Annotated in this window: 11 protein-coding genes and 1 pseudogene; 4 read left to right on the top strand and 8 right to left on the bottom strand. The window is 62.6% G+C overall.

The features are described from left to right. Positions 1-7: 7 nt before the first annotated feature. The gene (gene ccmB / locus ACOVQ0_RS08895; RefSeq protein WP_421883092.1) at positions 8-670 is read right to left on the bottom strand and encodes a heme exporter protein CcmB; all 663 of its coding nucleotides are present in this window, start codon (positions 668-670) and stop codon (positions 8-10) included. Continuing rightward, positions 667-1,242: a heme ABC exporter ATP-binding protein CcmA gene (ccmA, locus tag ACOVQ0_RS08890; protein ID WP_421883089.1), complete on the bottom strand. Its 576-nt coding sequence runs from the start codon at positions 1,240-1,242 to the stop codon at positions 667-669. Before ccmA ends, ccmB begins: the two co-directional genes overlap by 4 nt. Positions 1,243-1,306: 64 nt before the next feature. On the opposite strand from ccmA, the gene ACOVQ0_RS08885 reads away from it, so the two are divergent. After that, on the top strand, positions 1,307-1,597 hold the full coding sequence (locus tag ACOVQ0_RS08885; protein WP_421883086.1) for a 4a-hydroxytetrahydrobiopterin dehydratase: 291 nt from the start codon (positions 1,307-1,309) through the stop codon (positions 1,595-1,597). Between the two features lie 3 nt (positions 1,598-1,600). Here ACOVQ0_RS08885 and ACOVQ0_RS08880 read toward each other — a convergent pair whose 3' ends face one another. Beyond that, the gene (locus ACOVQ0_RS08880) at positions 1,601-2,404 is read right to left on the bottom strand and encodes an SDR family oxidoreductase (RefSeq protein ID WP_421883083.1); all 804 of its coding nucleotides are present in this window, start codon (positions 2,402-2,404) and stop codon (positions 1,601-1,603) included. A 228-nt stretch (positions 2,405-2,632) separates the two neighbouring features. On the opposite strand from ACOVQ0_RS08880, the gene ACOVQ0_RS08875 reads away from it, so the two are divergent. Then, entirely contained in the window at positions 2,633-3,118 is a 486-nt protein-coding gene (locus ACOVQ0_RS08875) for a CHAP domain-containing protein (RefSeq protein ID WP_421883080.1), read from the top strand. 26 nt (positions 3,119-3,144) lie between these two features. Here ACOVQ0_RS08875 and ACOVQ0_RS08870 read toward each other — a convergent pair whose 3' ends face one another. Beyond that, complete coding sequence (locus ACOVQ0_RS08870) at positions 3,145-5,445, bottom strand: bifunctional diguanylate cyclase/phosphodiesterase (RefSeq protein WP_421883077.1); 2,301 nt, start codon at positions 5,443-5,445, stop codon at positions 3,145-3,147. 31 nt (positions 5,446-5,476) lie between these two features. On the opposite strand from ACOVQ0_RS08870, the gene ACOVQ0_RS08865 reads away from it, so the two are divergent. Both ACOVQ0_RS08865 and ACOVQ0_RS08860 read left to right on the top strand, forming a co-directional pair. Then, complete coding sequence (locus tag ACOVQ0_RS08865) at positions 5,477-5,749, top strand: lmo0937 family membrane protein (protein ID WP_421883073.1); 273 nt, start codon at positions 5,477-5,479, stop codon at positions 5,747-5,749. A gap of 127 nt (positions 5,750-5,876) precedes the next feature. Beyond that, entirely contained in the window at positions 5,877-7,301 is a 1,425-nt protein-coding gene (locus ACOVQ0_RS08860; protein WP_421883071.1) for an aldehyde dehydrogenase family protein, read from the top strand. On the opposite strand, the gene ACOVQ0_RS08855 is transcribed toward ACOVQ0_RS08860, so the two are convergent. The 4 genes and pseudogenes from ACOVQ0_RS08855 to ACOVQ0_RS08840 form a co-directional block, all read right to left on the bottom strand. Beyond that, the gene (locus ACOVQ0_RS08855) at positions 7,282-8,565 is read right to left on the bottom strand and encodes a glycosyltransferase (RefSeq protein ID WP_421883068.1); all 1,284 of its coding nucleotides are present in this window, start codon (positions 8,563-8,565) and stop codon (positions 7,282-7,284) included. The genes ACOVQ0_RS08860 and ACOVQ0_RS08855 overlap by 20 nt on opposite strands. Before the next feature lie 67 nt (positions 8,566-8,632). Further along, positions 8,633-12,838, bottom strand: coding sequence for a translocation/assembly module TamB domain-containing protein (locus tag ACOVQ0_RS08850; protein WP_421883065.1), 4,206 nt, complete (start codon positions 12,836-12,838; stop codon positions 8,633-8,635). Further along, positions 12,838-14,961, bottom strand: a complete 2,124-nt coding sequence (locus ACOVQ0_RS08845) for an autotransporter assembly complex protein TamA (protein ID WP_421883062.1) — start codon at positions 14,959-14,961, stop codon at positions 12,838-12,840. The genes ACOVQ0_RS08850 and ACOVQ0_RS08845 overlap by 1 nt, the downstream gene beginning before the upstream one ends. 70 nt (positions 14,962-15,031) lie before the next feature. Further along, a pseudogene (locus ACOVQ0_RS08840) lies at positions 15,032-15,433 on the bottom strand (arginyltransferase); the annotation flags it as partial.

The raw sequence follows: 15,433 nt of genomic DNA, 5'->3' as shown, positions 1-15,433 counted from the left end.
CGCCCAATCACTCCCGGCCCGCCCGGATGGCGGCACCACCTGCAAACGGTGCGACCGCAAGAGCGACAAGGCTGCACGCCGCCAGCAACGCAAGTCCGCCCTCACCGCCCGGCTGCAATGATCCCGCACCAAAAATCAGCATTGGCACGGCCAGCGGTATGGCCAGCAGTCCGCCCAGCGCCGCGCCCGCACGCATCCCCGCCGTCAACGCCGCGATCGTCACGCCGATCGCGGCCAGCCCCGGCGTGCCCAGCAGCAGCCCCACTTCAACCGTCCACAATTGCTGCGCATCGAGCGAAAGCAATCCGGCTGAAATCGGTGCCGCCAGCATCAGTGGAACGCCAAAGCTCAACCAGTGCGCCACAATGCGCACCATCAGCAGCGCCTCTTCTGAAATACCGCGCAAGGCCCACTGGTCAAACAGCCCGGCGTCCACATCGGGTTCGACCAAGCGGTCCAGCGGCAGGATCGCCGCGAGCAGCGCCGCAACCCAGATCACGCCCGCCCCGGTCCGCGCCAGCAACCGCGCATCCGGGCCGACCGCAAACGGAAACAGCATCGCCACGGCAAGGAAGAACAGCAGCGGCAGCACCGCCCCGCCTCGCCCTTGCGCGCCGCGCGTAAGCAGCGCGAGATCGCGCGTGAAGATCGGCCAGAGGCGGCGGATCATGCCTTGAAATCCAGCAATTCGATCACGTTCACGCCATCGAGCGACAAGGGCTGATGCGATGCGATCACCACCGCACCTCCGTCCCGGCGATGGGCATGGATCGCCGCCTGCGCCTTGCACGACCAATAGGCGTCAAGCCCGTTCAGCGGTTCGTCGAGCAGCCAGATCGGCGCGGCGCTGGCCGCAACGCGCGCTAGTGCCGCACGTTTGCGCTGGCCGGTGGAGAGATAGCGCACCGGCACGTCGAGCAAATCGGCAAGCCCGAAATCGGTTATTTCGCGCGCTGCTCCATCAATCCGTTGCCAGAACGCAAGCGCCTGCCCCAACGGCTGATGCCCATCAAGCGCCAGTCGTTCATCGGCCAGCGCCACAGCCCCGGCACGCTCCACCGATCCGGCATAGGGGCGCAACAGGCCCGCCAGAATGCGGATAAGGCTGGATTTGCCGATTCCATTCGGGCCGGCCAGATGCACGATGCCACCCGCGCCCAAAGACAGCGAAAGGCCCCGGAACAGAATCCGGTCCCCGCGCCTGCAGGCAATATCCGTGGCGACCAGACCGCACTCTTGCATAGGGGCACGCGATAGGGGAAAGCGCTGCACCTGCCAAGGATAGCAATAAGAACGAGGACGAAGGATGACCGTAGCCCGCCTGACTGACGCCGAACGCGAAGCCCTTTTGGCCGAACTGCCGGGATGGCAATTGCGCGAAGATGGGCTGGCGATGGTCCGTACCTTCCGTTTCGGTGATTTTTCGGAAAGCTGGGCTTTCATGAACCGCGTGGCGCTCTATGCCGAAAAGGCCGACCACCACCCCGAATGGTTCAACGTCTACAACCGCGTCGAAGTGACACTGACGACGCACGATGCCGATGGGCTGTCTGCACGCGATGCGGCGATGGCGCGGGCGATGGAGGGGTTTGTTTAGGCCCTACTTGCCCATCGGCTTTGCCGAACCACGCATCTGTTTCCGCAACACGCCCGGCATCCAGCGCGAGGCGAAGGCCAGTCGGCGCGCAGTCTTTCCGACAACAGTATGCAGCCGGTCACCATGCACCGCCGCCCATGCCGCTTCTGCCACTTCGCTGACAGGCGTGAGTTCAAGCCCTGCACCAAGCACGCGGGTGCGGATGTCTTCGTTGCTCGCGCGGTTGGGGGCGTGGTCGAGCAACGGGGTTTCGATGAAGCTGGGCATCAGGTCGCGCACCGCGATGCCATCCTCTGCCCATTCGCCGTCGAGCGATTCGGTGATGGCCCGCACGCCGAACTTGGTTGCGGAATAGACCGATGCCCCCGGCGAACCATAGAGGCCCGCTGCGCTGGCCGTGTTGAGCAGGCACGATCCCGGCGCGCTAGCCTTCAACCAGCGATGCGCAGCCTGCGCGCCAAAGATCACACCTTTGAGATTGATGTCGAGCGTGCGCTCGATCTCATCCGTTGTCAGATCGATAATCGCGCCGCCAATCGGAATGCCTGCGTTGTTGAACACAACGTCGATCCGCCCGCCCGCCGAGTTTGCGCAATCGACCAAAGCCTGATCCCACGAAGCCCTTTCACGCACATCCAGCTTATGGCAGGAGCTTTGCCCGGCAGGGAGCAGAGCAGCAGTTTGCGCCATGCCCGCTTCATTCACATCGGCAAGCCCCACGAACCAGCCACCTTGCGCAAACCTCTGCGCGACGGCCCGTCCGATGCCCGAAGCGCCACCGGTGATGAAGATCGTCTTGATTACCACTGGCACCCCCTGCTCACATCATTGTCAGCAGCAGAGATTACAGATTCCAGCCAGAGTTCAAAGCGGCTTGTCACCGACGTCGCCCGAACGCCGTCTATGACGGACAACACACAACTGCGTGATTTTTTCCACAGTTTGCGATGAACCGAGGTGAACCGAGATTGCGGCAGGATGAACGGAAGCGCCCGGGACTCCCCGAATCCGCCGAAATCTCTAGTCATGCTGCACATGCTAAAGAACATGGTCGCCACTTTTCTCGCACTGGTTTCCTTCGCCGCGCTGCCCTCGGCAGCCCATGCCCGGCTGCAGTGTGTAACCTATGCGCGTCAGGTTTCTGAAGTTCAGATCAGCGGCAACGCACGCGAGTGGTGGGGCAATGCCGAAGGCCGGTATGAGCGCGGCGACGAACCGAAGCCAGGTGCGGTCCTTGCATTCAGCGGCACGCGCGCGATGCCTTACGGTCACGTTGCAGTCGTCCGCAAGATCGTGGATGATCGCCACATCCTGATTGATCACGCCAACTGGTCGCGCCCCGGCATGGTTGAACGCGGCGTTGTGGCCGTGGACGTTTCGGCTGCGGGCGACTGGAGCGAAGTGCGCGTCTGGTACGCACCCACCAAGTCGGTCGGCCTCCGCGCCAGCCCGGCCAAGGGCTTTATCTATCCCAATACGATGACCGCCAAGGTCGAAGCTGCAACGCCCGCCAAGGGCTGAAACGCCGCGATACCAAGGTTCAGGATCTAGCCGTGCGCCACGCGGCTGAGACTTACCTGTTGCGCGTTGGTTTCGGGCTTCAGCAGGCCGCGTGCTTCTGATGCGGGCATGGCCTGCCAGAACAGGTGGCCCTGAATCATCTGGCATCCTGCGGCCTGAACCAGCGCCCGCTGCATGGGCGTTTCAACACCTTCCGCCACGACTTTCATCCGCAGGGTGTGGCCGAGCGAAACGATCGCACGCAGGATCGAATGCGCGTCGAGATCGGCTTCGATATTCTGCACGAAAGAGCGGTCGATCTTGATCCGATCGAACTGAAATGAACGCAGGTAGCTGAGCGAGGAATAGCCGATCCCGAAATCGTCGAGGGCGATACGGAATCCGCGATATTTCAAACCTTTCAGCACTTCGACCACATGTTCGCTGCGATCGAGCATTACGCCTTCGGTCACTTCAAGAACATAGTGACGCGGGTCCGCCCCGGTCTCACGCAGCAGATCGTCGATGGTTTGCAGAAAATTGCTGGCCATGATCTGCAATGGCGAAAGATTGACCGAGATGTCGCAACCCGGCCAGTTCTGGCATTCGGTAAAGACCCGGCGCAGCACCCATTCGCCCAGCGGCATCATCAACCCCGCCTGCTCCGCCACAGGCACAAACAGGCCCGGACGGATCGCGCCGCGTTCTGGATGCGGCCAGCGTAGCAGCGCTTCGAAGCCTTCGATGGCACCGTCTGCGGCATTGACGATGGGCTGATAGGCCAGCGTCAGTTCGTCACGCGCGATGGCGCGACGCAGTTCCATCTCCATTTCGCGGCGCAGTTTGACCGATGCGTCCATATCGCGCGTGAAGCGGCGATAGCGCGCACGCCCACGCTGCTTGGCGCGATAGAGCGCAATGTCCGCGCGGCGCAACAACTCACCGGGGTCTTCACTCTGTTCCGGGCCCCAGCTGATCCCGCATGACAGGCTGACCTCAAGACTGTGGCCCGAAATGACGAACGGATCACGCGCGATGGCCATGATCTGGCGGCCAAGCATGTCGGCCGACACACGCCCGCCGGTGCTGCGGCGCATCAGCACGAATTCATCGCCGCCGAAGCGCGACAGAAAGTCGCCAGCAGGCAGCGAGCGCCGCAAGCGAAGTGCAACCTGACGCACCAGTTCATCACCCACATGATGGCCGAGCGTGTCGTTCACCACCTTGAACCTGTCGATATCGACATAGGCGACGAAAACGTCCCCAAGTTCGCGATGCCCAACGCAGGTTGCCAGTTCCTGCCGCAGGCGCTGCATGAAGTGCGTCCGGTTGGGCAGGCCCGACATGGCATCGTGCATGGCATTGTGCTGCGCCTGGGCTTCGCTTGCCATAAGTTCGCTGGTCGTGCGCCGCATCCGGCGCACGATGATCGCACCGCCCGCAACGACGCCGACGAAGAACAGGATGTAGATTGCCAGCAAAGGTGCCGTCTGGCGCAGAATGGCAGGCCCCGGTGGCTTGGAACGCCATGACAGCCAACCCACCGTGCCGCCTCGCATGTCGGTCAGCGCAAGATCGTTGCGCGCTGATACGGTATTGGGAAAATGATTGAAACGAACATCGTCGAGCAGCAGCGAGGATTGCAAATCGGCCAGGATGTGCTGATCGAGCATCCGGACGACAACGACGTAATCAGGAGCGCCTTTGAGCAGCGATGGCGTGACGTCAGGCAGGACCGGAGCGACAGCGATGATGGTTGGCTGGCTGTTGAAACTGATCAGCGCGGACGCGCCCTGCGATATCGGCAGGCCCTTGGAATCATAGGGCCACATCACCTCGCCGTGCTTGTGCCATTCCTTGACCGGGCCACCCGGCGGGGTCTTGCGCACAGATGTGTTGATGAGATCGCGGACCGTGCGCTCGATCTGATCATAGCGACAATCACCCGTCAACTTCGGCCCTTGCCAGCACCGGACGAGGTTGCCCGCATAACGCACGTGATAGATGCGATCGATGCGGTGGCTGCCCCAGAAATAGCCGGCAATAAAGTTCCGTGCCCAGCTTTCCGCGCCAGGCGCATTCAGTCGGACGACCGCATCGTCCCACACAAGCTGGAGTTTGGCCGCTTCCAGAATTTGTCGTTCGCTGCGTTCGACAAAGCGATGCGCCAGGCGGCGCTCTTCTGCGCGAGCGAACTGATCGGCGATATCGGTGGAGTTGCGGAAAGCCGCAACGAGCGCAGCAGTGAGCGCAAGCAGGGCAAGAAAGGTCGCCACGACAATCCAGCCGACATTGGCTGCGCCGGAATCGTGCCGTCTTCCGGCGTTGGCAACGGGTCTCTTCCCCATATTTGTTGGGTTACCAAGCGGTTGCAAAGAAATGGTTATCAAAGAATACGCGCCGCAATCTCTTTCATCGAAAGGCTTGCTTCATCTCCGGCGGCGGAACCGTCCTCAGCTTCGCGGATTAAACGCGCAACGGGGCGGGAATTTGCGGAGATTCGAAATGCTTTTGACTATCGCGCTCATTCTCTTCGTCCTCTGGGCGCTTGGCGTCTTTGCCTTCAAGGTGACCGCAGGCGTGATCCATCTCGTGCTGATCGCTGCGCTCGTCATTGGGTTGGTTCAGTTGTTCCGGGGGCGACGGGTCTGACGGAAGTTTGGCCCTGAAAGAATCTGATCCTGACAGAATCTGGTAAGGCACATGGGTTGCAGACTGTAATGCAGGTGCCTAGCCTCCCTCCCAGATAGCGTCGCTGGCGGCCTTGGGAGACTCAGACATGCGTGAAAGACTGCAGCAATATATCGACGGTCAGTGGGTCGATAGCGAAGGTGGCAAGCGCCACGAAGTGATCAACCCGGCAACCGAAGAAGCCATTTGCGCGATCACGCTTGGCACGCAGGCCGATGTAGACAAGGCGGTTTCCGCCGCCCAGCGGGCTTTCAAGACATTCAGCAAGACTTCACGCGAAGAGCGTCTGGCCCTGCTTGATCGTATCGTTGCGGAATACAAGAAGCGCGCACCCGATCTGGCCGTGGCAATGGCCGAGGAAATGGGCGCACCGGTGAGCTTTGCCGGAACCGCGCAGGTCGGTGCAGGAATAGGCGGTTTCCTTGGCACGATGGCTGCGCTGAAAAACTTCGATTTTACCGAGAACAATGGCGCCTATACCGTAGCATACGAGCCGATCGGCGTTGTGGGCATGATAACGCCGTGGAACTGGCCGCTGAACCAGATCGCGCTGAAGGTGGCTCCCGCGCTCGCTGCTGGCAACACGATGATCCTCAAGCCATCGGAAGAATGCCCCACCAACGCTGTGATCTTTGCCGAAATTCTGGATGCCGCAGGTGTGCCACCCGGCGTATTCAACCTGATCCAGGGCGATGGCCCCGGTGTGGGCACGGCAATCAGTTCCCACCCCGGGATCGACATGGTGAGCTTTACCGGATCCACCCGCGCGGGCATTCTGGTGGCCAAGGCTGCGGCAGATACGGTCAAGCGCGTACATCAGGAACTGGGTGGCAAATCACCCAACATCGTGTTGCCTGACGCCGATTTCGCCAAGTATCTGCCCTCCACAGCTTCGGGTCCGCTGGTTAACACCGGTCAATCCTGCATCTCGCCCACGCGCATTCTGGTGCCCAAGGAGCGCGAAGACGAAGCCGCCGCATTCGTCGCTGCGATGTATTCCGCAACGCCGGTTGGCGATCCCTTGCAGGAAGGCCAACATCTTGGCCCAGTAGTAAACAAGGCCCAGTTCGAGAAAATTCGCGGGCTGATCCAGTCTGCCATCGATGAAGGCGCGAAACTGGAAACGGGTGGGCCGGACCTGCCATCCAACGTTAATCGTGGTTATTACATCAAACCGACCGTATTCTCCGGCGTCACGCCAGACATGCACATCGCGCAGGAGGAAATCTTCGGCCCGGTTGCCACGATCATGGCATATGAAAGCCTTGATCAGGCCATCGAAATCGCCAACGACACTGCCTATGGCCTGTCGGCCTGCATCACCGGCGATCCGGCAAAGGCTGCAGAAGTGGCTCCGGCATTGCGCGCAGGCATGGTGGCGATCAACAACTGGGGACCAACACCCGGTGCCCCCTTCGGCGGTTACAAGCAATCGGGCAACGGACGCGAAGGCGGGCTTTACGGCCTGAAGGACTTCATGGAAATGAAGGCGATCAGCGGCCTTCCAGCCTGATATTGGCCTGCCTGAAGGCGCCACGCGGAAGCAAGGAAAGGGCCGCTCCCATACCGGAGCGGCCTTTTTCGTTGCGCGCCCGCGCAGTGGCCAGCGCCCGTGGGTAAACCTCGCCAAGCAAACGCTCGAACGTCTGCCGCCATTCAAAGCGCCCTGCCACATGATCGCGCGCGGCCTTGCTCATCTGCGCGCGCGGCCCATGCCATATCTGCGCGACCGCTGCCGCCATTGCCGCCGTATCGTCCACACCGACGAGCAGCCCGGTGCCGGGCACGATCCTTTCCGTCATGGCGCCCGATGCAACGCCGACCACAGGCAGGCCACTGGCCTGCGCTTCGACAATCGAAATCCCGAACGTTTCGTCGGCCATCCCTGACACATAGATGTCCGATGATGCGAGCGCGCGGGCGAGTTTATCCCGGTCAGCCATGAAGCCCGGAAAGGCCACCTGAAGCCCCTGCGCTTCGGCCATCAGCGCATCGCGCAACTTGCCGTCACCGATCATCACCAACGCCGCATCGAGCGCGCGCGGAAGCTGGCGGAACATGGACAGCACGCGATCGGCACGCTTTTCGTTGTCGATCCGTCCGGCGTAGACCAGCAGGGGACCAAGCGCCGTCAGTCCAAGTTCCCGGCGAAACCCGATGTCGCGCCGATCGGGATGGAACAACGCCGTGTCCACGCCCAGCGACAGCACATCAACGTGGTCCACCCGGTATTCCCGCAGCACATCGGCCATCATCGTGCTGAGCGTATAGACCCGATCAAATTCACGATAGGTCACCTGCGCGTAGCCTGTGGCGAGACGCCGAAGTCCACGCCCTACAAACTCACCGAACAGTTCCGATCCCACGCGGTGGACATGTGCATTGGGGAAATCCGTGTGATAGCCCGCCACCAGCGCCGTATGCGGAAAGGCGCGGCGATAGTTGATCGCCGTCCAGGGCAACACCCACGGACACTGCGACTCGATAAGATCTGGCCGAAATCGTTCCAGCACATCGCGCACGATCCGCGTGCGCATGATGAAGCGGTAGTTCGGGCTTCCCCGCACCTGCTCTGCGCCAACCTCCACCCATATGTGCCGCCCATCCTCGACAACGCGGTCCTCTGGTCCTGGCACGATCTGGAGCAATCGGTGCGGCGTTTCGTCGATCACGTATCGGCGCTTTTCGCGCAGATACGTGCCGATGCCGCCGCCACCGTGCGGGGCATAGCTTTGGGTGAGGTCGCAGATGAGCATGGGCGCAGCGGGCTTGGTCATACCCGCCGAGAGGCCACGCCATCGTGTCAGTTTCGGGACGAGATTAAGCCTGCGTGACAGCCGCCGATCAATAATCCTTGCTGACGCGCAAGTTGAGACTTTCGTCCCCGATGGTCGATACCGTGCCCAGCAGAGCAAGCCAGCGGGTGATCCTGAATTCGACCGATGTGGCATTATAGCCCGCGCCATCGGTGATGAGTTCTACGAACACACGCCGTCCAAGATATTTGCCCACGGCAATGCTTGTGCCCGAACCGACCGTTGGATCAGCCCCCACGATCCGCAACCTATCCAGCCCTATCGCTGCGCGCAGCTTATTGATCGGATCAAGCCCGCCACCGCCGCGCAAGCTGGCGAGTGCGGAAGCAAGCTGCACCGCTTCCGGCGCGGAAATCTGCGTGATCGAACTACCGAACAGGATGCGGCTGAGCAGTTCCTCTTCAGGCAACGCAGGTGTGGAGGAGAAGGCTATGACCGGTTTCGTCCCCGTGCCGGTGATCGATATCTTGGCGTTGATATTGTTGGCATCGCCTTCCGCCACGATATCAAGCTGCGGATCGACCGGCACTTCACCGGCAAAGCGGATGCGCCCGCGCGTGAGCTCGAAGCGCTTGCCTGCAAATTCATAGCCACCGCGCACCAGATCCGCCGTGCCAAATATCTGCGGCGCTGCCGTGGTGCCACGCAGACGGATGTCGGCGCCCCATTCGCTGTCCAGCCCAAGCCCGCGCACATCGATACGGTTCATGCCTGCAGCATCGATCATGAAACGCCACGGCGATGCTGCCACGCGGGGCGGAGCGGCATCGGCAGGCGTATTGATCTCGCGCGTTGCAATCGTCGGCAGTTCGGTAACTGCTGCGGCTTGCCCCAGCGCCCAGCGCGCACGTTCAATCCGCACCCGCCCCGCGATCGTGCCGCCAACTCCGTTGCTGACAATGCGCAGCGGCCCTGTGATGGTGGCTCCCATATCATCGCGGCTGATCATCTGCGCGTTCTGCGCAGAGAGCTTCAGATCGATGGTCGGACCATGTTGGGAAAGCTCGGCAAGTCCAATGCTGCCACTGCCCGAAACCCGCCCGCCATTGGGCGTCACCCCACTGAACCGCGCCAGTTGCAGCGAGGAATCGTTGAACGTCCCTGCCATCGTCACATCGCGCACATCGGTGCCGGTCAGCGTGCTCTGCACGCGCAACCCGGTGGAGGACACCGCGCCACGCAGCACCGGTGCTGCAATCGTGCCGGTGATATCGGCCTTCACGCCGACCGGCCCGGTAAGGTCGAAAATCTCCACGCCCGAAAGCCGCCACAGCGCCTCTGCCGCGCCCGAATAGCGCAGTTGCCCGGCAAGCTGGCCTGCGGAAAGACGCTCCATGAAAGCACCGCCGCGCGGCAATCCGCCAACCCGCGCCTGCAAGCGCCCACGCACCGCGCCGCCTTCACGGAACACCGTGCGCATCTGCACTGCATCGGGATCAAGCCGAGCCAGCAGCGCAACGTCAACAGGCCGCGATGTGAGCACGAGGCCCGAGCGCGAAAGCCCCCGCACCATCAGCGCCGCATTGCCCGAAGGCGCGCCCTGCCCATCATTGCTATATTCGACGATGCCCGAAGCCGTGCCGCCAAGACCCAGGTCGGCCACCACGATATCGATCACAGAAAGCGGCATCCGCGCCAGTTGCAGCCGTAGTTGTGTCGGCCCGCCCATCATGCGCCCTTCGGCGATCACGATACCGCGACCGAACGTGATCTGTGTTGGCGCAAGTCGCCATCCGCGATTGTCGCCTTCGCCCTCGCGCGTCAGCACCGCGCGGCGAGGCATGGAAACCTGCCGTCCGGCATATTCGCCAGAGACATAAGCGATGACCTGATCGGGCGAGAATGCCGCCGTGCCTTGCAGGTCAAAGCGTGTGCCCCTGCGCCCCGCCACCGACGCGGTGACCGACCCGCTGCCATCCTGCACATAAGCCGCCGCTGCCAGCCGCCCGATAAAAACCTTGCCCATGCCGATGCCTTCGGCCAGCAGATTGCCTTCGACAGTGGAATGGCCGTCCTTGATCAGCCCGCTCGCGTCGATGCGCGCATTACCGATGGACAAGGGCCTTGCGCCACCGAATTTGGCGTTGCGCGCCGTAACGTCGGCATCAAAGCCCTGCCCGCCGTCGCGCGGCGCAAGCTGGACCGTGCCGTTCAGCCCGCCCCCCGCCAATGCAATCTGGCCCGACACGCCGTCATCACCCAGCGTAACGCCGCCGGTCACGTCGGTCTGCCACACCCGGAACCGTTCGATATCCACGCGCGTCGGCTGTTTTGGCGGCATGAACAGCCCGAACGTGCCGTTGAAGGGGCCAAGCGCGGACTGGCCCTCCGTCTCTATACGGAAGCCATCAGCAATCGGAGCAAGCGCAACGCGCACATCCTTCAGTCCAGCAGCAGGCAAAGGGCTGGCCAGCACCAGAACCGCGTTAGGCCCGTCGTTCGTCATCGCCGCTTCGACCGTGAAGGCACCATATTCGGTGTGCCGACCGCTGCCTTTCAGCGAAGCCGCGCCGCCCGGTTGCACACGGCCATCCAGCGCCATCTGCAACTTGGCCGAATTGATCGTGGCCTTGCGGAAGGTCACCGGAACGCGCTCACCCAGCGCAAGGCCACCGGCAAAGCGAACGCCGCCCCCGGTCAGCGTTTGCAGGGTAGCATTGTCGATCCGGGTCATCCGCCCGGCAAGGTTCGCCTGCAGCGTCCACGGCACGCCGCTGCCCACTTTGAACAGGATTTTGGCAGTACCATCCACCGCGCCAAGGTTCTCTACCGCAAACCCCCGCGCCACCAGCGGGCCTGCCAGCGCATAGCCGCCGCGTGCCATATCTCCGCGCAGGGAAAGCCGCGCACCAAGGCCCTTCATGGTCAGCGTTAGGTCGTCCGACGTGAGCCGACTACCTTCGAACACCAGATTGCCACCAAGCCGCGCGCCCGGAAAACGCGGATCGATCATCGCGTTTCCAGTGACCACGCGCCGCGCCGTTACCGCCAGCGGCAGGATAAAGCGCTTGCCGTCCCACGTGGCGATTCCGGCAGTTTGCAACCCCTGCGCATCCAACGTGCCAAGCTTCAGGCGCGCAACGGCGACCTTGTGTTCAATCGTCAGGTCGTCAAACGCGCCGTCCAGCGTGGCGTCGATATCAACGACTGCAAGTTCGGGCGTTGCCAGCAAACGCTGCGGCTGCAACAGATTGGCCTTCACGCGCAGCGCATCCGCCTGATTGTTCGCAAGGTCCAGCCCGCCTTCGGCAGAAGCCTTGAACGCAGCGCCCGCCGTGCGGAACGTGCCGTTGAAGGCATTGTCAGCAAACCTGCCATCATAGAGCACGGAAAGCGTTTCACCCACGGCCTGCGCGGGCATTCCGGTAAGCAGCGCGCCCGGCCAAGCCTGCCCGGCAAGGCGATAGTTGCCGGAACGATTGCCAAGCTGAAACGCGGCCAGCCTGCGCCCGCCTTCTGTCGCATAGGCGATGCCATCCCATCGTTTCCACCCACCGCTGCCGAACACACGCGCCTTGATATCGGACTGCACGCCAGCCATCACGGCGATCACGCCATCTTTCGGTGCGTCATAGACCAGTCGCAGATCGAACTTGTCGCGATCAGGCTCGCTATCAAGGCGGAACACGATCTTGTCCTTGCCGCCAAACACGCCGTTCACATCGACAATGGCGTGTCCTGCGCGAATGTCGGCCTTGGCCAGCACATCGACGCGGCGCTTCTGCCCCGCCAGCGCTTCGGATACCGTCAGGTTGTCGATCACCAGCTTGTCTATGCGGATGTCGAAATCGGGCAGGATCGGGGCGTTGGGATCTTCGCTGGGCCGCAGGCGCGGGGCACGGCGCAGCACGCCGCGATGGAGCGAGAGAAGGCGAACGTCCAGCCCGGTCTTGAGCCATGAAAGCGGCCGCCAGTCCAGTTCCGCCTCGGGCACGGTCATGAAGATGCCTTCAGGATCGCTGACACGAATGTCGCGCAATTTGGCCGCGCCATAGATCGATCCATCGATGCGCCCGATCTCGATCCGCAGACCTGAGCCGGGCGTGATGGCCGCGATGCGATCTGCCACAAGGCGGTGGCCCAGCGATGAATCCAGCACCACCAGCGCCGCCAGCACCAGCGCTACGCCCGCCACCGCCAGAATGACGAGGCGTTTTGCCAAGCCGCGTGCAACCGCCGCCCCGCGCGAACGGGCAGGCGCAGCTTCAGGTGCGGGAGGCAGATCGTCCGCCATCAGAACGCTTGCCCCAGCGCCACGTAGACACCAATGCGGCTGTCCCCCGGCGAGGGATTGAGCGGTGTACCAAGATCGATGCGGATCGGACCGAAGTTCGTTTCATAGCGCAGACCGATGCCTGCACCCACCTTGATGTCGCGCAGACGCGGCGTGCTGGTGGTGTCCACGGCACCCGCATCGACGAAGGGCACAAGGCTGATTGCGCCGCCCATAAGCCCGGTCTTGACGCGCGCTTCCAGCGAGAACTCGCTCAATGCACGGCCGCCACTGGGTTCGCCTGCGGTATCGCGCGGGCCGATCAACTGGAAGCCATAGCCGCGCACCGAGCCGCCGCCGCCAGCATAGAACCGACGCGAAGGCGCGATGTTGGTAATGTCAGTGCCAAGGATCGTGCCAAGCCGCACGCGCGATGCAATGACCAGCTTTTCGCCCATCGGCTGGTAGTAGCTGGCATCGAACTGCATCTTGCCATAGCTCGACCTGACACCATCCTGCACCGAAACTTCGGGCGATGCACGCAGCCCCACGCGGAACCCGCGCTTGGGATCGAGCAGATCGTCGCTGCCATCGTAAGCAGCTCGCATCGGTAAGGCCCCGATAAAATAAGTCTTGCGCGGCTGGTTGGCGAGGATCGCCGCTGCATCGCGCTCGCCCGTGGCAAGGATTTCGATGCCCGCCGCAAAGACCCAGGGCTTCTGGAACAGGAGCGTCTGCTGCCGCTCAAGCCCGGCGGTGAACGATACGGTGCGCGCCTGAAACGCGCTGCTGACCTGCTTGCGCGCATAAAGATCGGCGTTGAGCACCAGATCGCGGGTGAGGAAGTTGTTGCGGCGGAACGTAACGCCTGCAAGCTGTTCCTGCGTGCCCGCAACACCGCGCACGCGCACCATGCCTTCGGGCGGGAAGAAGTTGCGATGTTCCCAGCTCGCCTCCAGACGGAAGCCTTCGCCGCTGGAATAACCGACCAGCCCTGCAACGGTGCGCAGCGGCCCTGGGGTGAGTGCCACATCAACGTCCACGGTCCCCGGCGCGCCATCCACAGGCTTGGCCACTTCGCGCGCTTCGACCGTGACTGAAGAGACAAGACCGGTTGCCAGAATCGCCTGCCGCAAATCGTCCACATCCGAACGCTGATAAAGATCGCCCGGATCGAAGCGGGCGATGCGCTGCAGATGCTTGCCGCTAAGGAATTCGTCTCGCGACGAATTGACCTTGCCGAACGCATAGACGCCGCCGGGCGTGACCGGCACCGTCAGATCGCCCTCGCGCCGTTCGTGGTCGATCAGCAGATCGGTTTCGCCCACCTTGGCAAAGGCATAACCGTTCTCGCCCAGCGCCAACTGAAGATTTACACGCTCAGCCACGATCCGGTCGGAATTGATCGCATCGCCACTGTTCAGCTTGAACGCTCCGCGCAGGACGTCGAAGTTCTTGCCCGTGGCCTGAAGATCGCCAAAGGCCAGCGCCCCGAACTTGTACTGCGGCCCCGGCTGAACATCAAACCGGACGACGACCTTGCTGATATCGATCGGCCCCCGTTCTTCACCTTCGACCCGTTGGCCAAGCCCGCCGAGCGACTGGAACACGCTGGCATCGTAATAGCCATAGACGCGCATGATTTCTTCGAGCAGTTCGCGGTCGGTGCGCGCACGGCGAACGATCTGGGCAAGATTGTCCTCGTCGTCCTTGTAGGTCTTGAGGCTGGAAAGTCCGGCGAAACGCTCGACAATGGCGTCCTGATCGGCAACCGCGCCTTCGCCGCGCGGGAACGCCACTTCCACCTGATCACCAACCCGATCCACATCTGCATCGGCCAAGCGTGGGTTGGTTTCCGCCGCTTCCTGACCGGGCAAAGCCTCGACCGCTGCATCGGTCGTCTGTTCGGCAACGTCGATATCGGGATCAGGAGACAGCGGCTCGATCTCTGGAATTTCGCTGCCATCGGGCCAGGGGATGGTGATTCCCGGCAGTTCGGGCATTTCCACATCGGTGGCAATCTCACCGATTTCCGCCTCGGTCGGCGCCCCGGTGCGCGCGGCATCGGTATCCAGCGCCCAGGCATCAGCATTCTGCACCGCCGAATCGGGGATCAGCGCTTCCAGTTCCTGATCTGCGTTCATCGACTGCGCAAAAGCCTGCCCCGGCAGTGTGAACACCAGAACGGCAGCAATGATCCGCGTGAGCGGCGATTCAGGTGTGGGCGTAGCGCCCCTGCGCGCCGTGAACGCCGTCCTTGAGGCTGCCCTCAACGCTGTTTTCCACCCCACCGCGTTCGTGCAGCGAGGCAACGGCCCGTCCGATCGCAACGGCCTGTTCAGCAGGCTCAAACCGTTCCCAGCCATCACGGCCCAGTTTCTCCATAGGCCGGAAGCGGACCTTGTATTGCATCCGCTCGGATCCTTCGACCCAATAGCCGAGATAGACATAGGGCAGCCCAACGCGCGCGGCGCGCTGGATATGGTCGAGGATGATGAAAGTTCCAAGCCCGGCCCGCGTCTCGTGTTGTGGATCGTAGAAGCTGTAGATCATCGAGAGGCCATCGCCCTGCTCGTCGGTCAGACAGGCCCCTACCAGTCTTCCCGGCGAGCCGTC

Origin of the sequence: Novosphingobium sp., assembly GCF_049240505.1 — a bacterium.
In the GTDB taxonomy this organism is placed as follows: domain Bacteria; phylum Pseudomonadota; class Alphaproteobacteria; order Sphingomonadales; family Sphingomonadaceae; genus Novosphingobium.
This window is presented reverse-complemented; position numbering and strand designations above follow the sequence as displayed.

Excerpts from the sequence above, each read along its gene's own strand:
- ccmB (WP_421883092.1), bottom strand. The coding sequence starts at position 670 with ATGATCCGCCGCCTCTGGCCGATCTTCACGCGCGATCTCGCGCTGCTT.
- ccmA (WP_421883089.1), bottom strand. The coding sequence starts at position 1,242 with ATGCAAGAGTGCGGTCTGGTCGCCACGGATATTGCCTGCAGGCGCGGG.
- ACOVQ0_RS08885 (WP_421883086.1), top strand. The coding sequence starts at position 1,307 with ATGACCGTAGCCCGCCTGACTGACGCCGAACGCGAAGCCCTTTTGGCC.
- ACOVQ0_RS08875 (WP_421883080.1), top strand. The coding sequence starts at position 2,633 with ATGCTAAAGAACATGGTCGCCACTTTTCTCGCACTGGTTTCCTTCGCC.
- ACOVQ0_RS08870 (WP_421883077.1), bottom strand. The coding sequence starts at position 5,445 with ATGGGGAAGAGACCCGTTGCCAACGCCGGAAGACGGCACGATTCCGGC.
- ACOVQ0_RS08865 (WP_421883073.1), top strand. The coding sequence starts at position 5,477 with ATGGTTATCAAAGAATACGCGCCGCAATCTCTTTCATCGAAAGGCTTG.
- ACOVQ0_RS08860 (WP_421883071.1), top strand. The coding sequence starts at position 5,877 with ATGCGTGAAAGACTGCAGCAATATATCGACGGTCAGTGGGTCGATAGC.
- ACOVQ0_RS08855 (WP_421883068.1), bottom strand. The coding sequence starts at position 8,565 with ATGACCAAGCCCGCTGCGCCCATGCTCATCTGCGACCTCACCCAAAGC.
- ACOVQ0_RS08850 (WP_421883065.1), bottom strand. The coding sequence starts at position 12,838 with ATGGCGGACGATCTGCCTCCCGCACCTGAAGCTGCGCCTGCCCGTTCG.
- ACOVQ0_RS08845 (WP_421883062.1), bottom strand. The coding sequence starts at position 14,961 with ATGAACGCAGATCAGGAACTGGAAGCGCTGATCCCCGATTCGGCGGTG.